Consider the following 20053-nt stretch of genomic DNA (forward strand, 5'->3'; position numbering starts at 1 on the left):
GACGGTCGATCAGGCCGGGCTGACCGGCGGCTGATCAGCCGGGCTGCGGGCCGGGCAGGATCCGGCGCAGCTGGCCGGGCACGGCCAGGCGGCGACGCCACTCCCGGGGGTAGCCGACCGATACCTCCTCGAAGCGCACCCCGTCGTAGACGGTGGTGCGCGGGATGTGCAGGTGACCGTAGACCATCACCGCCGCCCGGTAGCGCAGGTGCCAGTCGGCGGTCCGGTCGGTACCGCACCACATGGCGAACTCCGGGTAGCGCAGCACGTCCATCGGCGTCCGGACCAGCGGGTAGTGGTTGATCAGGACGGTGGGCAGTTGCGGTCCCACCTCGGCGAGACGCCGTTCGGTCTCCGCCAGCCGCTGCCAGCACCACTGCTCCCGGGTCGGGAACGGGTCCGGATGCAGCATCGCCTCGTCGGTGCAGACGATGCCGGTGCTGTGCGCGTACGCGAGCCCTTCCGCCTTGGTGCCGGTGCCCGGCGGCAGGAAGCTGTAGTCGTACAGGGTGAACAACGGTGCCACCGCCGCCGGTCCGCCGGCACCGGACCAGATCAGGTACGGGTCCTCCGGGGTCCGTACGTCGAGCGACCGGCAGAGGTCGACCAGGTGCGCGTAGCGCTCCACGCCGCGCAGCCGCACCGGGTCGTGCGTGGTGGTCCACAGTTCGTGGTTGCCCGGCGACCAGATCACCTCGGCGAACCGCTCGCGCAGCGTGGCCAGCGCCCACCGCACGTCGGCGATCGTCTCGGCGACGTCGCCGGCGACGATCAGCCAGTCCTGCGGTGCCGGTGCCGCCAGGTCGGCGACGATCTGACGGTTCTCCGGGTACGCGATGTGCAGGTCGCTGATCGCCCACAGCGTCGGTGCCGTCCCCGTGGCCTCCCCGTCGCCGCCGGTCTGCCGTACCGTCACCGTGGCCGCCCTCCCGTCCGCGTTCCGTGTCCGGTTGTTCCGTGTCCGGTCCACCACCGGTGTCGATCATCCGGTACGCGGCCGCCGAGCGGTAGCCCGCCCGCCGATCGACGTCGGCGGGGTCAGCCCGGCCCGGGGCCGCCACCACGACCGGCGACGCCCGCGCTGGCCGCGACCACCACCCGGTTCTCGCCGCGCCGCCGGCCCTCGGGCGCCGGCTCGGCGGCCCGGGTCGCCCCGGACCGTTCGGGGGCCTCGTCGCCGTCGGTCCGGCGGTCACCGCGGCCGACCAGATGCAGCCGCCCGTCCTCGTCGAAACGGCCCAGGTCCCCGCTGCGGTAGAGCAGCTCACCCGGGATCTCCGGAAACGGGTTGGCGACGTACCCGGCGGCGGCGCGCCACGGCGTGCCGTGCCGGCCAGCGCCGACACCGGCCCCACCGATCAGAATCGCGCCGGTGGCACCGGGCGGCAGCAGCCGCAGCCGGTCGTCGGCGACGAGCAGGTGGCAGTTGTCGACCGGATGACCGACCGGGATGGCGTCGCCGTCGGTCTCGCCCACCCGGTGGTAGGCGACGGCGGCCGTCCCGACCGGACCGTACCCGGTGCTGACCTCGACCTGCGGCAGCAGACGTCGCAGTCGGCGGGCACTGGCCGGCCGCAGGCCCGGACCCGGCACCACGACATGCCGCAGACTGGCCAGACGCCCGGCGACCGCGGCGTCCCGCTCGATCGCCGCCACCATCGCGTCGAGCGTGTCCGGCTCCGTGTCGATCATCGTCACCTGCTCGGCCGCGATGACGGCGACCATGGTGGACAGGTCCGGCCGGCCAGTGGCGGGGGACGGCAGCACCAGCCGCCCGCCGGTGGTCAACGGCCAGATGAGGTTGCCGACCGACGGGCCCGGCCCCGGGCTGCCCGGCAGCACGACCTCCCCGCCGGTGGCGGCGAAGAAGCGGGTCATGAAGTGCACCCGGTCCGTCAGGGCGACATGCCGGCTGACGGTGCAGCGCGGTGACCCGTCCGCGTCGGCGGTGACCAGGGCGTACGCCAGGTCGTCGGGCGTTCCGGTCGGGTCCGGGCGCCGGGGCGACGACGGGACCCGACCCGGCCGTACGTCGATCACGCGTGCACCGGACAGCGCCGGGTCCCCGGGCGACGCGGCGGCGAGCACGGGCACGCCGGGCACCGAGGCCAGCACGGACCGTAACCTGGCTGGCGACCAGCGTGGGTCGACGGTGACGTGGACGGCCCTGATCTTGAGTAGCGCCAGACTGGCCACCGACAGCGCCGGGCCGGCGACGAGCAGTACCGGCACCGGATCGCCGGGCCGTACGCCGTCCTCGGCCAGGGTCGCGGCCAGTCCGTTGGCGGCGTCATCGAGTTCACGGTAGGTGAGGCGGCCTCCCATACCGCTGACCGCGACCCGCTGGGGATGCCGGTCCACCGCCTGCTCGACCAGCAGGGGCAGCGGACGGAACGGCCCGCGGTCCACCCGACGACCGGCGTACCGGTCGAGGAGCAGGTCACGCGAGGCACCGCTGATGCCGGCGGTGCGCGAGCTGGCCTGGCCGGGTTCGTCGACCAGTTCGCGCAGCACCTCCGCGTACAGTTCGGCGACCGCCGGCAGGCAGAGCCGCCACGGGTCCCCACCGGGGCAGCTGGCGTGGATGGTCAGGTGGTTCGCGGTGACCCGCCAGTCGATGCGGGCCGTGGGTGGGCCGGGCGGGGCCGTCACCCCGGTGGTCGCCCGCACCAACAGGGTGTCCCGCCGCTCCGGCAGCAGGTCAACCGGGCGCAGCCGTCGGGACAGCCAGGACCGGACCGCCGGGCCGGCCAGATGGCGCAGCTGCTCAGGGGGGTCGATCAGGTCGAGGCCGAGCGTCGCCGTGGTCGACCTGATCGGCACCGGTCGATCCAACCGGGCGGCGGTCTCCAGCGCGGCGAGCGCCCCGAAGACGACCGCCTGGGCTTCGTCGATCGACGTCCGGCCGCCGGCACAGGACGTGCGGTAGGTCGCCACGGTCGGAGCCACCCGGGTGGACGCCGCCGTCCCGTCGCTGGCCTGGACACGTTCGGATGCCATTCCGCTGTCCTCCCCTGGCAACGGCGCGCTGCCGATCGACCACGAACGCAAACTCACTGCGATCGGACCATCACCCAGAGAGGCTATGCCAAATAGGCAGAAGTGAAAACATCTAACTTTGCGTGACGACGATTTCCGACAACAGGTACTCCCACTCCCCTACGCCGCATATTTCCTATGCGGCACATGCCGGAAAGGCGGTGGGGCGCCGTGACGACCTTCCGGTTCGGCCGTCACGGCACCCCACCGATCGACGCGAATACTCCCGCTCGGTGGCTAATGCCGGCTTTCAGCGGGTCGGAAAGTCGTCCGCACTGCGAATCCGTTCCCGAATCCAGACACCCGCCTCCTTGAGCGGGGCGGTGCCGGCGTAGGAGCCACTGCCACACACACCGCCACGGAAGACCGCCCCGGACCGGAAGTCGTCGGAATAGTTCCAGTTCACCCAGCTGATTTTGCGTGATTCCAGCAGATCGATCCACAACTGGGCGTTGACCAGATCGTTGGCTCCGTCACCGGTGTAGGTCTGGATGCCGAACTCGGTGACGAACATCGGCAACTGGTCCGCCGCCCGCGACAGCGCCGACCGGTACGCGTCGTGGTGCGAGCCGGCGTAGAAGTGGAAGGTGTACATGATGTTGGTCGCGTTCACCGGATTGGCGATGACCTCGGCCTCGCTGCCGCCTTCCGACACACCCAGCGACGACCAGGCCCGAGTGCCGACCAGCACGATGCCGTCCGGGTCGGCCGCCCTGATCACCGGGATGACCTGCTCGGCGTAGCTCTTGATACCGGCCCAGTCGACCCCGTTCGGCTCATTGGCGATCTCGTAGAGCACGTTCGGCTTGCCGGCGTGCCGCTGGGCGATCTCGGCGAAGAAGGTCTTGGCCCGGTCCAGGTTGTAGTTGGGGTCACCCGGGGTCAGCATGTGCCAGTCGACGATGGCGTACATGCCGCGGGCGGTCGCCTCGTCGATCAGTCCGTGCACCCGGTCGGTGAAGCCGCGCGGATCGGTCTCGTAGCCGTCCTCCTGGATGTACATCGAGATCCGCAGGACGTCGGCCCGCCAGTCGGTGGCGAGCGTGTCCAGCGAGGCGTCGTCGAGGCAGTGGGCGTACCACTGCAGTCCGTGCGTGCTCATGCCGCGCAACTGGATCGGGTGGCCGTGCTGGTTGCACAGGTTGACCCCGCAGACCCGCAACTGACCGTTGATCGCGACCGGCGTGGTGCCGGTCGGCGGCGGGGTCGTGGGTGGCGGGGTCGTGGGTGGAGCCGTCGTCGGCGGCGGGGTGGTCGGAGCCACGGTGGTCGGTGGCGGGGTGGTCGGCGCCGGCCCGCCGGCGCAGTCGCCCCCGTTGACCGTACAGTTGCCGGGGGTTCCGCTGCCGACGACGATGAACCCGAACGTCGTGCTGCCGCCGGCCGCGATGGTGCCGTTCCAACTGGCGTTGTCGAACGTGTACCGGCTACCGACGGTGGCCGACCGCGCGTTCCACGACGAACTGATCCGGCTGCCGGCCGGCAGGTCGAAGCTCACCTGCCAGGAGGTGATGGTGCCGGCCGTGTCGTTGGTGACGGTGAACCTACCCTCGTAGCCACTGCCCCAGTCGTTGACCTTCACGAAGGCCGCGGTGGCGGCGCTGGCCGACGGCGCGAGCAGGGCCACCGCCCCGACGACGGCCGCCGCTAGTCCTCCGACTGCGACGACGAATCTCCAACGACGCACGACGCCCTCCCTCAGGTCAGCGGGCACAACATATCGACGTGCGACGTTAAACAAGATTTTCAGTAAGGTCAACCGTCGAGGTGGGACCACCGGTCCAGCTGTCCCACAGCCGCCGGTAGTCACCGCCGGCGGCGATCAGCTCGTCGTGCGCACCCGAGGCCACCACCCGGCCCGCGTCGAGCACCACGATCCGGTCGGCCTGCCGGGCCTGGGTGAGCCGGTGCGCGACGATCAGGGTGGTCCGACCGGCGGTCGCGGCGAACGCGGCCCGTTCCAGGTCCCGCGCCCCGGCGCTGCCCGCCTCCGCTGTCGCCTCGTCGAGGATCGCCACGTCCGGATCGCCCAGCACCAGCCGGGCCAGGGCGAGCTGCTGCGCCTGGGCGGCGGTCGGCTGGTGACCGCCCTCCCCGACGACGCTGTCGACGCCGTCGGGCAACGCCCGGACCCAACCGAGCGCGCCCACCGTGGCCAACGCGCCGGTGATCTCGTCGGTGGTGGCGTCGGCGCGGGCCAGCCGCAGGTCCTCGGTCAGCGGACCGGCGAACACGTGCACGTCCTGACTGATCAGCGCGATCCGACCGGCAAGGCCCGGGTGACCGGCACGGTCCGGCCCGGCGACCGGCACCCCGCCGAGTCGGACCGTGCCCGCGGTCGGCCGGAGCAGGCCGGCGACCACGCCGGCCAGGGTGCTCTTGCCGGCGCCGCTGGCCCCGACCAGCGCCACCCGTTGCCCCGGCTCGACCCGCAGCGTCACGTCGCGCAGCACCAGCGGGCCGTCGTCGTACCGGTGGCTGACGCCGTCGATCTCGATCCCGGTGTCGGCCGGCACGACCGGTCCGGTCGCGGCCGGCGCCGGGGGCAGATCGGCCACCCCCACCAGTCGCGCCAGGCTGGCTCCGGCCTGCTGGACCTGGTCGAACTCGGCGACCAGCGCGCCGAGCGGATTGAACAGCCGGTGGAAGTACAGCGCCGCCGCCGTGGTCGCGCCGACCGTCACCAGGTCGGCCCGCACCAGCAGGAAGCCGACCACCAGCACCGAGGTCAGCCCGACACACTCGGCCCGGTTGAGCCGGGAGCCGAACCGGGTGAACATCCGCAGCACGGACACCGACAGGTCGCGCGACGCCGCCGAGCGCTGCTCGATCGCCGTGAGGTGCGCCGCCTCCAGCCGGTACGCGCGGACCGTCGCCGCGCCGCGCAGCGCACCGATCATCGCCTGGGACCGCTCCCCGGTGACCACCCGTTCCCGGGCGTAGTACGGCCCCGAGCGGGGCAGGTACCAGCGCAGCGCCAGCAGGTACATCGGCACCGCAGTCAGCCCGGCCAGGCCGAGCCGCCAGTCCAGCGCGAACAGTCCGGCGACGGTGAGCCCGACGGTCAGCAGCGCGGACACCAGGACCGGCGCGGTGTCGGTGATGACCCGGGTCACCACCGACACGTCGTCACCGACCCGGGCCAGCAGGTCGCCGGTGCCGGTGCGGTCCAGCGTCGGACCGGGCAGGTGCAGGGCGCGGTCGAGCACCCGTTCACGCAGCCGGGCCAGCACGGTCTCGCCGGTCCGGGCGACCAGCGCGGCACCGAGACCGGTCAGTACGGCGCCGACGGTGGCCGCGAGCACGATCAGCACCACCGAACGGACCACCTGCCCGGTGCCGGCACCGGCCCGGATGTCGTCGACCATGACGCCGAGCACCCAGGGTGCGACCAGCCCACTGGCGCTGGCCGCCAGGACGGTCACCAGCGCGGATCCGCTCAGCGCACCGGCGCGGCGCAGCTGCCCGCTGAGCACCGCCCAGGTGCGCCCGCCGGTGGCGGTCGGCAGCCGGTCGCGGACGGGGTCGGTCATCGCAGCACCGCCGCGCGGTAGGTCGGATCGGTCCGGACGAGATCGTGGTGCGGCGCGGCGCCCACCACCCGACCAGCGGCCAGGACGCAGACCCGGTCGGCCCGGCTGAGCAGCGCCGGGCTGCTGGTCACCACCAGCGTGGCCCAGGCCTCGGCCGCGACGGCCGGGTCCACCGTACGGCCGTGGCGGGCCGCCCGCAGGCCGGCTGCCAGCCGTTCCTCGGTGGTCGCGTCGACCGCCGTCGTCGGATCGTGCAGCACCAGGATCGGCGGGTCGGCGGCCAGCGCCCGGGCCAGCCCGATCCGCTGCCGCTGGCCGCCGGAGAGACTGGCGCCCCGGTCGGTGACCGGATGGTCGAGCCCGGCGGGATGCGCCGCGACGATGTCGTCCGCGCTGGCGGCGCCGATCGCCGCCGGCAACGTTTCCGCTGCCTGGCCGGGCCGGACCAGCAGGTTGCTGCGCAGCGTGCCGGCGAACAGCGCCGTGTCGTGCGGTTCGACCAGGACACGTTCCCGCAGGCCGTCGAGGGTCAGCTCGGCGACCGGTACGCCGTCCACCGCCACCGTTCCCCGGTGGTCCTCGGCGGGGACGGCACCGCGCAGCAGGTCGAGCAGCGCTTCGGCGTCGCGCGGCTCGTACGCCACCACTGCGAGCAGCTCCCCCGCTGCCAGCCGCAGGTCGACGTCGCGCAGCGAGCGGTAGCTGACCCCGGTCAGCGCCAGGCGCGCGGGCTGCGGCCGGGGCGCCGGACGCTGACCGGGCAGCACGGCCGGCGGTGCGGCGAGCACCCGGGCGACCCGCGCGGCCGAGGCCCGCACAGCGGCGGCGAGCTGGCCACAGAAGCCGAGGGCCCGGACCGGCTCGGCGATGAACTGGGCCAGACCGACCACGGTGATGAACTCACCGACGCCGATCCGGCCCCGGACGGCCATCGCGCCGGCCGCGCCCGCGACGCCGGCCAGGAACAGCCCGCTCGCGCCGGCCGTGATCCCCTGGTAGACGCCGGCCATGGTGGTCGCCCGCAAGGTCACCTGGAGGGTGTGCCGGCTCGACTCGCGGTAGCGCCGGGCGGCGTTGTGCTGCGCGCCGAACCCGCGCAGCGCGCGTAGCCCGTCGATCAGGTCGGTGGCGAGCGCGGTGGTCGCCCCGGCGGCGGCCTGCTGCGCGCCGGTACGTCGGGTGACCACCGGGGCGAGCGCCTGCAGGGCCAGCACCAGCGCCGGCACGCCGAGCAGGACACCGAGGCCGAGCGGCACGTCGATGGTGAGCAGCACCACGGACGAGACCGTCAGCGCCGCCACAGCGGCGACGGCGACCGTAGCCGCCCGGATGATCAACGCGGTCCGTTCGGCGTCGGCGGCGGCGATGGCGAGCAGCTCGCCGGAGCGCAGCCCGGTGCGGTGCCCGCGCGGGTCGAGTGCCCGCCCGGCGACCTCCACCCGGAGCTGGTGGGTCTCCCGGTGGACCGCGGTCTCGGTCAGCCGGGCGCCGAACCGCCAGGCGAAGGTGAGGACGGTGAACAGAGCGGCCAGTGCGGCGACCGAGACGGCGAGCGCGGTCCAGTCGCCGGTCGCGACGGCCTGCTCGACGATCAGTCCGATGGCCAGCGGTACCGCCGCCTCGGCCGCCTGGTGCAGGCTGAGCAGTACGACGCCGGCGGTGAGTCGGCCGCGGTGCCGGCGCAGGGTGCGCCACAGCAGCCGGGCCGCGGTCAGCGGGGCAGGTCGGGGTACGGGCACAGCAGGTCTCTCTCCGGCGGTGTCGGTGACGGGTCCGGCTCACCGACCGGCTACCAGTGAGCAGAGGCTAACCTAAGCCACGACCGGGGCCCATCGCCGATCACCGGCGCCGGACATGACGGTCGCCACGTCGGGGGTGACATCCGGTCCACCATGAGGTAGGTTCTTCTCAGGTTGAGTTGTTCTTAGTTAGAGATTTTCTAACAACGAGAGGGATCGCGATGTCGGAGGCCGAGTTCCTCGCCAGCTACGACCCCCGGGCGTTCCCACCGGTCGCCGTCACCGTCGACGTGGTGGCGCTGACCATCCGCGACGCACAGCTGCATGCGCTGCTCGTGCGGCGGGGCGCCCCGCCGCACGAAGGGGCCTGGGCGCTGCCCGGCGGCTTCGTCCAGCCCGACGAGGACCTGCTCACCGCCGCCGCCCGGGAGCTGGCCGAGGAGACCGGGCTGGACACCCGACCCGGCCGGGCCACCGCGATGGACCGGGTGCACCTGGAGCAGCTGGCCAGCTACGGCGCACCCGAGCGGGACCCCCGGATGCGGGTCGTCTCCGTGGCGTACCTCGCCTTCGCTCCCGAGCTGCCCGACCCGGCGGCCGGCAGCGACGCCGCCGCAGCGGCCTGGGTGCCGGTGGACGCGCTCGGTCTGCCCGAACGGGCCGACCCGGGCCGACCGGTGCGGCAGCGACCCGGCACCAGCCGTCGCCTCGCCTTCGACCACGCCCGGATCGTCGTCGACGGCCTGGACCGGGCCCGCGCCAAGCTCGAGTACACCCCGCTGGCCACCCGGTTCGTCGGCGACGAGTTCACCATCAGCGAGCTGCGCAGCGTCTACCAGACCGTCTGGGGCGTCGAACTGCACGCCGGCAACTTCCACCGCAAGGTGCTGTCCGTGCCCGGCTTCCTGGAAAGCGTCGGCGCCACCACCGAACGCGGCGGCCCACGCGGCGGGCCCCGGTCGCGCATCTACCGGGCCGGCGACGCCCGACTGCTGCACCCGGCGCTGCTGCGCCCCGCCCGGGAGGAGGAGGTCAGATGACCGTGACCGACGCGATCACACTCGTCATGACCGCCCGCCACCCGACCGAGGTGTTCGGCACCGACCAGGCGACCCGGCGCTACCACCAGCTGGCCCGGCTGCTGCACCCGGACACCGCCGGGGCGGCCGCACCCGACCGACGCGCCACCGCCGCGTTCCTGCAGCTGACCGAGCTGTGGCGGCGGCACCTCGCCGACGGCCGGGACACCGTCACCATCGACACCGGACGGTACCGGTACGTCGTGGACCGAACCGCCCGCTACACCGGCGACCTCGCCGACCTGTACCGGCACGGCGACGACCGGCTGGTCAAGGTGCCCCGGGACCCGGCCAACAACGACCTGATCGCCCGGGAGGCGACCGCGCTGGCCCGGCTCGCCGAGCGGGGCGACGCCCGCTACCTGCCGTACGTGCCCCGGGTGGTGGACGAGTTCCGCCACCGCGACACCGGCACCGGCGCCGTCCGGCAGGTCACCGTGCTGGGGACCGCCGCCGGGCTGCGCAGCCTCGCCGAGGTCCGCCGGGCGTACCCGGACGGGGTCGACGCCCGCGACGCGGCCTGGATGTGGCGGCGGCTGCTGGTCGCGCTCGGCTTCGCCCACCGCGCCGGGCTGGTCCACGGCGCGGTGCTACCCGACCACGTCCTCATCGAGCCCGACCAGCACGGCGTGGTGCTGGTCGACTGGTGCTACGCCAGCATCGACGCAACGCCGGTGCCGGCGCTGGTCCCGGCGTACGCCGACTGGTATCCCGACGAGATCCGCCGACGTCGCAGCCCCGGCCCCGGCACCGACCTCGCGATGGCCGCCCGCTGCCTGGACTGGCTGACCGGTGGCCGGGCACCGGAGCCGATGCGCCGGTTCACCGCCGGCTGCCAGCTGGCCGCGCTGCGGCAGCGGCCCGACGACGCGTGGCGGCTGCTCGCCGAGTTCGACGACCTGCTCGAACGGCTATACGGCCGCCGCCGGTTCCGGCCGTTCACCATCCCCGACCCCAATCACCGTTAAGAATCACCCGCTTCGAAGGAGCCCCGACATGGGCAGTGGAGCCTGGTCAACTGACGTCTACCGCGCCGCGAGCGCCTACCGCAAGGCCACCGGCGCCAGCGCGTTCGCCTACAGCGACGGCGGCGCCCGCACCGTCCACCCGACCCTCGACCCGGGCGGCGTCGCCGCCCGGGAGAGCCGCGACTCGACCGAACACCCGCAGTCGCTGGCTGTCGCCGTCCTGTTCGACGTCACCGGATCGATGGGCGGCGTGCCCCGGACGCTGCAGCAGAAACTGCCGCAGCTGCTCGGCCTGCTGCTGCGCAAGGGCTACGTCACCGACCCGCAGATCCTGTTCGGTGCGATCGGCGACGCGACCTGCGACCGGGTGCCGCTGCAGATCGGCCAGTTCGAGTCGGACAACCGGATGGACGACCACCTGGGCAACATCGTGCTCGAAGGCGGTGGCGGCGGGCAGATGATGGAGTCGTACGAACTGGCCATGTACTTCATGGCCCGGCACACGTCGATCGACTGCCACCAGCGGCGCGGCAAGCGCGGCTACCTGTTCGTCATCGGCGACGAGATGGCGTACCCCAAGGTCAAGGCCCGCGAGGTCCGGAAGATCATCGGGGACGACCTCGACGAGGACGTCCCGCTGCGCGCCATCGTCGACGAGGTCCGTCGCCGGTGGGACACCTACTACCTGATGCCGGCCGGCAGCCACTACGCCGGCAACCGCCGCATCCTCGACTTCTGGCGGGACCTGCTGGGGCAGAACGCGGTCGAACTCGACGACCTGGACGCGGTCTGCGAGACCATCGCCACCACCGTGGCGCTCGGCGAAGAGGCCTGCGACCTCGACACCGCCCTGGCCGACCTGCGCGACGTCGGCGCCGGCGACGCCGCCACCACCGTGTCGCGGGCGCTGGCCCGGATCGGCGCCGACCGCAGCCCGGCGGTACGCGGCACCCTGCCGGCCGCCTCGGGCCACGCCGACCAGGTGACCCGGCTGTGAACCCGGTGGCCAGCAGCGTGGCCGGGGACGGGACCGGCCGGCACGTCGCCGTGGTCGACCTCGGCTACGGCGACGCCGGCAAGGGCACCGTCGTCGACTGGTTGTGCGCGAGCGGGCCGGTCGACGCGGTCATCCGGTTCAACGGGGGCGGGCAGGCGGCGCACAACGTCGTCCTGCCCGACGGCCGGACCCACACCTTCGCCCAGTTCGGCGCCGGCACCTTCCACGGCGTACCGACGCACCTGTCCCGGTTCGTGGTCGTCGACCCGCTGGCGTTGGCCGGCGAGGCGACGCACCTGGCCGGGATCGGGGTGCCCGACGCACTGGACCGGGTGACCGTCGACCGTGAGGCGCTGCTGGCCACCCCGTACCACCGGGCCGCGAACCAGGCCCGGGAGATCGCCCGCGGAGCCGACCGGCACGGCTCCTGCGGGATGGGGGTGGGTGAGAGCATGTCGTACGCTCTCGCCCACCCCGACACCGCGCCCCGGGTCGGCGACTGCCTCGACGAAGGCCTGCTGCGGCACCGGCTGAGATTGCTGCGAGACCGGCTCACCGCCGAGTTGGGGCCGTTGGACGCCCCGCCGGTGGCCGACACCGTCACCGCGTTCACCGCCTTCGCGCGGCGGGTCGCGATCGTCGACGGCTCGTGGACGACCCGGCTGCTGCGCGCCGGACCGGTCGTCTTCGAAGGCGCCCAGGGGGTGCTGCTCGACGAGTGGCACGGCTTCCACCCGTACACCACGTGGAGCACCACGACGTTCGGCAACGTCGACACGCTGCTGGCCGAGGCGGGTCTGCCGGGTGCGGTGACCCGGCTCGGGGTGCTGCGGGTGGTGACTCCCCGGCACGGGCCCGGCCCGCTGGTCACCGAGGACCCGGCGCTGCGGCCGGAGGAGCGGCACAACGGCACCAACGCCTGGCAGGGACGGTTCCGGTTCGGCCACTTCGACGCCGTCGCCCACCGGTACGCGCTGGACGTCACCGGCGGGGTCGACGCCCTCGCGTTGACCCATCTGGACCTGGTCGGACAGTACCGGCTGCGGCTGTGCGACGGCTACGACTGGACCGACCGGCTGCCGGTCGGCCCGCCCGGTGACCTGGACCGCCAAGCGGCGCTGACCGCAAAGCTGCTCGCCAGCCGACCCCGGTACACCGCCGACCCGGAGCCGGACCCGGACGGCTGGGTGGCGGCGGTCGAGGCGGCACTCGGCGTACCGGTGCGGTTGACCTCGCACGGCCCGACGGCCGCCGACAAGGTCGCCCGTCGCGCTGCCGACAAGGTCGCCCGGCTCACTGCGGCGGCAGGAAGGTGACCTCGGTAGGCCCGCCGCCGGTGATCACCACTGGCGTCGCGCTGTCGAAGTCGGTGCCGCCATGCCAGCTGGTGGTGCCGCCACACAGACACTGGATCTTGACCTGCTGCCCGAGGACGACCCGGATCCGCACCTTGGAGCCGGAGCCCAACGAGCCGACGCCCATGGATTCGCCGGTGGCCACGTTGCGCAGCACCACCCGGTTGTCCGAGCCCGCCGGCGGGTCAGGAAAATTGACGATGGCGGACACACCGCGCTTGACAGTGAAGTCGATAGGCGAACCGCTTGGTACGGTGGCCTGGATCAGATCAGCCCGCAGCCGGTTGCCGCCACCCCCGCTCCACTGGTCTGCATGTCCCGGGATCCGGAACAGCAGCGGCCACTCGTACGGGCCGAGCCAGTTGATATTGAAGCTGCCGTCGTAGTAGATCGGGCTGGACATGGACGGCAGCCGATACTCGGGCTCCAGGGCGGCGATCCCGACAGTGCCACGCTGTCCCGGAGGCAGGGCCGGATCCGGAGCCGGGAGCTTCCCCCGAATCGATCCGCTTCGGTCGATGAAGATCGTCGGCGCCGTCTTGGTCTCACCCGGCACCGACACGGTGATCTGCCGAGCCGACTGTTGCGTCCCGGTGCCGCCGGACGGCCCCACCCACTGCGACCCGTACCCGGTGTAGCCAGGCGCACGCGCGAAGAGGTTGTACGAGCCCGGTACCGGCACCGTCACAGTGACCCGTCCCAGCCCGGTCGACGACCTGCAGAGCTCCTGCAAGTTGAAGGTGCCGCGCGCGGGGACGGCGAAGAGGCAGACGCCCTTCATCGGCAGTCCGGTGTCGCGGGCGTACACCCAGGTCTTGATGTACGCCTCGGTCGACTGTGCATTGGCGGCGCGCGCCGGCGGCCCGCCGACCATGGTGACGACGAGGGCGGCGATCGCTACCGCCACACCCGCCATCCGGAACCAGGCTGTCACCTGATCGTGCCGGCCGTGCACCTGAACAGACGATCCCCTGCCGCTGCCTGCCATGTCGACTCTCCCCTACCGCATGTCGATGTTGATGCCGGCGTAGTAGGCGGCAACGACCGGCGTGGCGTCGGCGAAGCTGGTACCACCGTACCAACGTGTCCCGTCAGGGCATTGGCACTCGATCCTGACCTGCTGTCCACCGATGATGGTCGCTCCGGCCGAGTTGTCCGACTCATCGAACTCACCGACCCCCATGACGTCCCCGGTAGCGCTGTTGTAGAGGACCACCCGCCCCGGCGAGCCGATCGAGAAGCTGGCTACCTGGACTCGAATTCCGGCTCCCCTGAACCGCAGAGTACGGAACGTGTACGGTTCGGCCGAGCCGCCGACGACCGCCGGAACCACCTCGGCGATCAACCGGTTGCCGACCCGCCCGCTCCACTGTGCCGGGCCGCCCTGCGGCCGGTACAGCACCGGCCACTCGTACGGGCCGACCCAGTCGAGCTCGAAGGTACCGTCGACGTCGACCGGTACCGATCGCTGCTCCCGGTGCACGTCCAGCTGGATCGGCGCGACGGAGACCAGCCCCGTGGGGTCCCCGGCCCAGTGGTCGACCACGCCGCTGATCGTGGCGCGCGGATCCAGCAGGATCTGCGCGACCCGTTTCGTCTCGCCGGCGGCGAGGGTGACCCGCCGGGCGTCCTGCTGCCGGCCGGTGCCGCCGTCCGGGCCCACCCACTGGGCACCGTACGGGCTGTCCAGCTTCGGCAGGGCGAACAGGTTGTACTGCCCCGGCCCCGGCACGTCGACGGTCACCCGACCACCACCGCCGCTGCGGGCCGGGCACGCGTTCGGCAGGCTGAACGTCGGCACCGGCATGGCCAGCACACAGACACCCTTGACCGGCTCCCCGGTGGCCCGGTCGAACACCCGGGTGGTGATGGCGGCACCGACGTCGCTCCCGGAGGCTGGTGCCGCCGCCGCGCCGCTGGTCATCACCACGGCCAGCGCTACCCCGGCCGCAGCCGACAACAGTCGCCGAGTGTGGCCGGAGCGGACGCCCGACCGGGGGTCCGGACACCACCGCCTGCTGCCTGTCATTGCCCACCTACCAATCCGTCAAGACGCAAAGCCACCATCTGACTACCATGGGCACACATGATCGTCGGGGAGGCTGGGCCTGGGCAGCCGGCGTGTCGACGAACGTCCGTCACCTAGGTATCGCCGACGGGTAACTGGGTAGATCCGCAGAGGTCCGGCTGCTCCGCTCGAAGACGACCTTAGGAAGCTCACCGTGCCGACCGCCTTTCGCCTGCGTCAACAGCCCACCCCCATCCCGTCCGGCCGTGGCCAGCTCCGGTGGTACGGGCCCGGCCTGCTGTGGATGGTGTCGTCGGTTGGCTCCGGCTCGGTGCTGTTCACTCCCCGGATCGGCGCGCGGTACGGCTACGAACTGCTGTGGCTGGCGCTGGTCGTGACCGTCCTCATGTGGATCATGATTCGGGAGGCTGGCCGCTACAGCGTGGCCACCGGCCGTACCCTGCTCGACGGCTTCCGCGACGTTCCGGGGCCGGCCAACTGGGCGATCTGGGTGATCTTCGTACCGCAGGTCGTCGCCGGGGTGGTCACCATCGCCGGCATCGCCGCCCTGGTCGGCAGCGCGCTCATGGTGGCGCTGCCCGGCGGACAGGCGGTCTACGCCAGCGTGGTCATCCTCGGCTCCGGGACGCTGGTGCTGGCCGGCCGGTACCGGGGCGTGGAACGGATCACCGTGGTGATGGCCCTGGTGCTGGTCGGCGCAGCCGTCACCGCAGCGGCCAGCACGGTCAGCGGCGACATCGCGACGGGCCTGGTGCCGGGCGTGCCGGACGACCTCGACCTGTACTCCGTCCTGCCCTGGGTCGGGTTCATCCTGGCCGGGGCCGTCGGCATCATGTGGTTCTCCTACTGGGTCGCGGCGCGCGGCTTCGGTGGGCCCGCCGACCCGTCCTCGTCCGCAGGCGAGACCGAGAACGACGGGGCCGAGCACGACGGGGGCAAGGACAGCGAGCGTCCGGGTGAGCGGATCGACCGCGACGAACGGATCGACCGGGTACGCGCCTGGACCCGGACGATGAGTCGGACCGCTGCGCTCGGCGTCGTCGGCGGTGGGCTGGTCATCGTCTCCTTCCTGGTACTTGGCGCCGAGCTGCTCGCCCCGCAGGGGCGGGTACCCGACGGGGTCGACGTCGCCCGCGACCTGACCGCCCTGCTCGGCGACCTGTGGGGCACCTTCGGTGAGGTGCTGCTGCTGACCTGTGTGGTGGTCGCACTCTGGGGCACCGTCTTCGCCAACCAGGACGGCTGGGCGCGCACCTACGCCGACGCCACCCGGCTGGTCGCCGACGGCCGGCGCGACAGCGGGCCGGCTGACGACGAACCCGCGGGTGGCCGGGAATCAGCCGGCCGGGTGGCTCGGCTGATCAGCCGCCCACGGGCGGTCTACCTGACGTACGTCGCGGTCGCCATGACTCTCGCCCCGCTGGTGCTGTTCCTGCTGGTCCGCAACCCGGTCGACATCCTGTCGGTCGGCGGGATCATCGCCGCCGCGCACACCCCGGTCGTGGTCGGCCTCACCCTGTACGTCAACCGGCGGCTCCCCGCCCAGGTACGGCCGTCGCGGATCAGCCAGGTGGCGCTCGGCGCCGCCGGGTTGTTCTTCGGCGCCTTCGCCGTCGTCTACCTGCTGAGCCTGGTCGGATTCCGGATCGGATAACGAGGCCCGGCCAAGGGGGCGGCATGGTCGCCGGAAGGGCTCGGCCTCTTCAGGGCCGTTCATTGACCGTCTTGAGGGCAGCGGCATCCGCCACGATGAACTCCTTGCGACCTAGATGGGCAGGAACGCCTGAACCGCCGGCCAGCAGAGGTAGCCGGCCAGCAGCAGTAGGCCGACCAATGCGGCGCTTACCGTACCGAGAGCGACGGAACGCGCATGGACCGCGCGGACCGTTTCCGCCCACTGGACCGCCCCACAATCACCATCAGTGATTGATCTACAACGTGCAGCTCATCCTTGACGGAGGTACGCGGCGGCGAGGCCGGCCAGCGCGGCGACGATCCCGCCGATCGCGCTCACCGCAGCCGAGCGCCCGGAGCCACCTGCCACGAGCATGATGACGACGATCGCCACGACGCCGAACAGGCCTACGCCAAGTGTCCGATTGACGACAGCGGCCCGGCGAACGCCAGGTCGACCTTGATCCGGTTGGTCCATTGTCTGCGCTCCTCACCCGCCGTCCGGCGCCATCACCGCCGCCCTTCCAGGACAGCAGGGACCAGGTAGCGCCGACACGCCCCGTTACCGGATACGCAAGCGCTTTGCAGGCGCTGGCGCGCCCGTTGCACAGTGGAGGCAATACCGAGCGTGACCATGGTGGGAGACTGCGATGAGCGGCGACCGCCGGTGGGCCGGCCTTCCCGAGACGCGTCGGGCGGCGGCAGCCGGCGACTACGGCAACCTGATCCGGCTGGCCCGCACGGCCGCCCGGCTGACCCTCGCGGAGGCCGGACGACGCTGCGGTTACTCCGCGGCGAGCCTGTCGCGGATAGAACGCGGCCGGCAGCGCCTGACCGACGTGTCCACCCTACGCCGGCTCGCCGACGTGTTCGACATTCCACCGGAGCTGTTCGGCTTGACCAACTCTGGCACATCGGCCAGCCACCACGGGTCCACTTCGATCGTTAGGCTTCGCGGTAGCCGATCCTGGCCTGAGACGGGAGAGGACGTGATCCGACGGCGCGCGGTACTGGGCGGACTGGCGGGGCTCGCCGGTGCGGCCATCCCCACGGGCCCGGGCTCTGCCGGCCACGCCACCAGCCGCCCACCGCAGCTGGCGGCCGGGCTGTCGGGCCTGCTCCTCGGCGCGGATCCGAGCACCACCCCACCTGTCGGCCCGGTCGAGCTGCGCGCCACGCTGGCCGCCGCGTCGGCGGACCTTCAGGCGTGTCGGTACGCGCGACTCGCCACCCGCCTACCGCAGCTGGTCACCGGCGCGGCGACCGTTACCGCGAACGCCGCCGACGACCGACGATGTGCCGCCACCGCCCTGGCGACCCGGGCGTACCACCTCACCGCACAGGTGTTGATCAAACTGCACGAGGACGGCATGTCCTGGTCGATCATGGACCGGGCCGGTCAGACGGCGCGGGCCTGCGGGGACCCGCTGCTGCAGGCCGAACATGCCCGGATCACCGCGATCGTGCTCCGCCGGACCCGGCACCGCGACACCGCGCAGGAGGTCGTGCTCACCGGCGCGGCGACGCTCGACACCACGACCGGGCTGCGGCAACGCGATGACGTCACCGCGTACGGACGACTGCTCGCCACCGCCGCCTACACGGCCGCACTCGCCGACCGGCGCGACACCGCACTGGATCTGCTCGCCGAGGCGGACGAGGCCACCCGGCGAGCGGACCTGAAGCCCTCCTTCGGCAGCGTCGATGTCGCGTTGTACCGGATCGGGGTCTGCCGAGTGCTGGGTGACTTCGGCGCGGCGGTCGAATGCGCCCGCGCCATCACCCCGCAGCAGTTGGGCACCGTGGAGCGTCGGGCCCGCTACTGGCAGGACACCGCGCTGGCGTTGCACGGCCGGGGCGCGAACGCCGAGGCGTACCGGGCGTTGCTCGCCGCTGAGCAGACCGCGCCGCAGGAGGTCCGCTACCGACCCTGGGCCCAGCGGTTGACCGTCGACCTGCTGTCGAGCAACCGCCAGCGATCTCTTCCGGACCTGCGTGCCTTCGCCGCCCGCGTCGGGGTCGACGCCTGACCGCCCGGCCCGACGCGACAGGTCAACCGATCCGCCGACGCCGAAGGCCGTGGGCGGATCTCCGCACTGGTCGTGCAGCAGGGCTTCGACGGCCGGCCGTCGGTGCCGTCCGGCGGTGGCTGAGGCCTCCGGTCCGGCGCAGGATCCGATACGCCCCAGCAAACCCGTCACAGGCGTGTCGCGTTGATGACGCGCAGTGGATCAACGACAGATCTCCTGCCACACCCGACCCGGCGGAACGCCGCAGCTACGGTTCGATGGTGAGCCGGGTGATAGCGGCGCCTTCCAGGTCGAACCTGTAGTGCAGGTCCACTGAGCCGCCCGGGAAGTTTCCCTCCAGATGCTGCACCACGTCGACGTGGGTATCACCGATACGGTGAGCACTGACGAAATCCGTGGTGTACGTGTATCCGCTACCGCCTTTGGTCAGCCATGTCCGGATCTCGTCCAGACCTCGGTAGGTCCGGCCTTCGTCAGTCACCTCGGCGTTCGCGGCGAACGCGCGGACGGCGGTCTCGGCGTCCCGGGCTTGATGGGCCGGGAGGTACGCCGCGACGGCGGTCGGCAACTCTTCCCAGGTCACAACGGTTCCTTCGTGGGGTTCCATCTCCATGCACCAAACGATCGGGCCTCCCCCGGGGAGAGGGTCAAGACCGGCAGGTCCAGTTCATGACTCCGGCTTTCTGCCCGGGGTCAGCCGGAAGACCGGCCAGCCGATCTCGGTCCGCCACCGCCGAGCGTCCCCAGTATCGCGGGGACCGGCCAGGTACGTCTCGTGAACGGGCCCAGCCACCCCCAACGCGTGCGAAGCCACCCAGCGGCCCAGACGACCGTAGGTGACATCGATGTCATCGTGTGGACCCGGATGGACGGCCACGGCCAGGTCGGCCGCAGGCAGGTCGATGACCTCGATCCGACCACCGCCACGCGGGCTGCGCACCGGCCGGAAGACGGTCATGACGCCGACGCCGCTGGTGAACAGTTCGTTGGCGTACCGGCCACCGGGTGGCCCGGCGCGGTCCGCCGGCGGGAAGGCTGCGTCCAGCTCGTCCATGGCCCGGCTGAACCAGACGAGGGAGTCCTCGACCCGGACCGTCGCACTGATGGCGGCCACGGTCCGGGCGGGGACGGAACGCAGTTCGACGTCGAGTGCCGCGGCGTCGGGCAGGAGCAGTTGGCGCAGCGACACCACCGCTGCCCGGGTGCGGTCGAGCGCGGCCTCGAGCCGGTGCAGGTGCCCCGCGATGAGCTCGGCACGCTGGTGCGGATCGTCGGTCGCGATGATCGACTTGACCTCGGCCAACGGCACGTCGAGCTCTCGGAGTCGATGGATGACCTGTGCCGTCGCGATCTGGTCGGGCAGGTAGTACCGATAGTTCGTGTCGGGGTCCACCGTTGCCGGCACCAGCAGACCGGACTCGTGATAGCGCCGCAGGGTCCGCACGCTGAGGTGTGTCACGGTGGCGAACTCGCCGATGGTCAGACCCGTACGCATCGTCCCAGTGTCCATCCCGCGCCGCCGAGCCAGGGCAGAGGTTGCTACGCGGGCGGATCGGCTGCCGTTCCCAGCCCGGAAGCCTCATCCGGGCTCATCCAGCCCTCCCGGGCGG

At 72.3% G+C, this 20053-nt stretch carries 15 protein-coding genes; 6 read left to right on the forward strand and 9 right to left on the reverse strand.

Annotated elements, in window-relative coordinates:
• Positions 1–34: 34 nt before the first annotated feature.
• The 5 genes from EDC02_RS10040 to EDC02_RS10060 form a co-directional block, all read right to left on the reverse strand.
• Complete coding sequence (locus EDC02_RS10040; RefSeq protein ID WP_123604681.1) at positions 35–916, reverse strand: metallophosphoesterase; 882 nt, start codon at positions 914–916, stop codon at positions 35–37.
• A gap of 122 nt (positions 917–1038) precedes the next feature.
• Positions 1039–3000, reverse strand: coding sequence for an AMP-binding protein (locus tag EDC02_RS10045; protein WP_123601700.1), 1962 nt, complete (start codon positions 2998–3000; stop codon positions 1039–1041).
• Between the two features lie 289 nt (positions 3001–3289).
• A complete protein-coding gene (locus EDC02_RS10050; protein WP_123601701.1) occupies positions 3290–4726 on the reverse strand; it encodes a cellulase family glycosylhydrolase in 1437 nt (478 codons plus the stop codon).
• 46 nt (positions 4727–4772) lie between these two features.
• A complete protein-coding gene (locus EDC02_RS10055; RefSeq protein ID WP_123601702.1) occupies positions 4773–6572 on the reverse strand; it encodes an ABC transporter ATP-binding protein in 1800 nt (599 codons plus the stop codon).
• The gene (locus EDC02_RS10060) at positions 6569–8311 is read right to left on the reverse strand and encodes an ABC transporter ATP-binding protein (protein WP_233605842.1); all 1743 of its coding nucleotides are present in this window, start codon (positions 8309–8311) and stop codon (positions 6569–6571) included. The genes EDC02_RS10055 and EDC02_RS10060 overlap by 4 nt, the downstream gene beginning before the upstream one ends.
• Positions 8312–8532: 221 nt before the next feature.
• On the opposite strand from EDC02_RS10060, the gene EDC02_RS10065 reads away from it, so the two are divergent.
• The 4 genes from EDC02_RS10065 to EDC02_RS10080 are packed head-to-tail and all read left to right on the forward strand — an operon-like array spanning position 8533 to position 12671.
• The gene (locus tag EDC02_RS10065; RefSeq protein ID WP_123601703.1) at positions 8533–9351 is read left to right on the forward strand and encodes an NUDIX domain-containing protein; all 819 of its coding nucleotides are present in this window, start codon (positions 8533–8535) and stop codon (positions 9349–9351) included.
• Positions 9348–10358, forward strand: coding sequence for a serine/threonine protein kinase (locus EDC02_RS10070; RefSeq protein WP_123601704.1), 1011 nt, complete (start codon positions 9348–9350; stop codon positions 10356–10358). The genes EDC02_RS10065 and EDC02_RS10070 overlap by 4 nt, the downstream gene beginning before the upstream one ends.
• A 28-nt stretch (positions 10359–10386) precedes the next feature.
• Positions 10387–11355 (forward strand): hypothetical protein, encoded by a 969-nt coding sequence (locus EDC02_RS10075; RefSeq protein WP_233605843.1) that lies wholly within the window; start codon positions 10387–10389, stop codon positions 11353–11355.
• Entirely contained in the window at positions 11352–12671 is a 1320-nt protein-coding gene (locus EDC02_RS10080) for an adenylosuccinate synthetase (RefSeq protein ID WP_233605844.1), read from the forward strand. Before EDC02_RS10075 ends, EDC02_RS10080 begins: the two co-directional genes overlap by 4 nt.
• Here the strand turns inward: EDC02_RS10080 and EDC02_RS10085 are convergent.
• Positions 12649–13644, reverse strand: coding sequence for a hypothetical protein (locus tag EDC02_RS10085; protein WP_148083386.1), 996 nt, complete (start codon positions 13642–13644; stop codon positions 12649–12651). The genes EDC02_RS10080 and EDC02_RS10085 overlap by 23 nt on opposite strands.
• 66 nt (positions 13645–13710) lie before the next feature.
• The gene (locus EDC02_RS10090; protein WP_158632119.1) at positions 13711–14739 is read right to left on the reverse strand and encodes a hypothetical protein; all 1029 of its coding nucleotides are present in this window, start codon (positions 14737–14739) and stop codon (positions 13711–13713) included.
• 193 nt (positions 14740–14932) lie between these two features.
• Here EDC02_RS10090 and EDC02_RS10095 point away from each other — a divergent pair, with 193 nt between their 5' ends.
• Positions 14933–16393, forward strand: coding sequence for an Nramp family divalent metal transporter (locus EDC02_RS10095; protein WP_123601707.1), 1461 nt, complete (start codon positions 14933–14935; stop codon positions 16391–16393).
• A 670-nt stretch (positions 16394–17063) separates the two neighbouring features.
• Complete coding sequence (locus EDC02_RS10100; RefSeq protein WP_123601708.1) at positions 17064–18443, forward strand: helix-turn-helix domain-containing protein; 1380 nt, start codon at positions 17064–17066, stop codon at positions 18441–18443.
• 247 nt (positions 18444–18690) lie between these two features.
• Here the strand turns inward: EDC02_RS10100 and EDC02_RS10105 are convergent, their stop codons facing one another.
• Positions 18691–19056 carry a nuclear transport factor 2 family protein gene (locus EDC02_RS10105; protein WP_123601709.1) on the reverse strand — a complete coding sequence of 122 codons (366 nt, stop codon included), beginning with the start codon at positions 19054–19056 and terminating at the stop codon, positions 18691–18693.
• A gap of 54 nt (positions 19057–19110) precedes the next feature.
• Complete coding sequence (locus tag EDC02_RS10110) at positions 19111–19938, reverse strand: MerR family transcriptional regulator (RefSeq protein ID WP_123601710.1); 828 nt, start codon at positions 19936–19938, stop codon at positions 19111–19113.
• Between the last annotated feature and the right edge of the window lie 115 nt (positions 19939–20053).

Origin of the sequence: Micromonospora sp. Llam0, from assembly GCF_003751085.1 — a bacterium.
In the GTDB taxonomy this organism is placed as follows: domain Bacteria; phylum Actinomycetota; class Actinomycetes; order Mycobacteriales; family Micromonosporaceae; genus Micromonospora_E.

Bases quoted from the DNA above. Each gene is read 5' to 3' on its own strand.
- EDC02_RS10045 (WP_123601700.1), bottom strand. From the start codon at position 3,000: ATGGCATCCGAACGTGTCCAGGCCAGCGACGGGACGGCGGCGTCCACC.
- EDC02_RS10055 (WP_123601702.1), bottom strand. From the start codon at position 6,572: ATGACCGACCCCGTCCGCGACCGGCTGCCGACCGCCACCGGCGGGCGC.
- EDC02_RS10065 (WP_123601703.1), top strand. From the start codon at position 8,533: ATGTCGGAGGCCGAGTTCCTCGCCAGCTACGACCCCCGGGCGTTCCCA.
- EDC02_RS10070 (WP_123601704.1), top strand. From the start codon at position 9,348: ATGACCGTGACCGACGCGATCACACTCGTCATGACCGCCCGCCACCCG.
- EDC02_RS10075 (WP_233605843.1), top strand. From the start codon at position 10,387: ATGGGCAGTGGAGCCTGGTCAACTGACGTCTACCGCGCCGCGAGCGCC.
- EDC02_RS10090 (WP_158632119.1), bottom strand. From the start codon at position 14,739: ATGACAGGCAGCAGGCGGTGGTGTCCGGACCCCCGGTCGGGCGTCCGC.
- EDC02_RS10100 (WP_123601708.1), top strand. From the start codon at position 17,064: ATGAGCGGCGACCGCCGGTGGGCCGGCCTTCCCGAGACGCGTCGGGCG.
- EDC02_RS10105 (WP_123601709.1), bottom strand. From the start codon at position 19,056: ATGGAGATGGAACCCCACGAAGGAACCGTTGTGACCTGGGAAGAGTTG.
- EDC02_RS10110 (WP_123601710.1), bottom strand. From the start codon at position 19,938: ATGCGTACGGGTCTGACCATCGGCGAGTTCGCCACCGTGACACACCTC.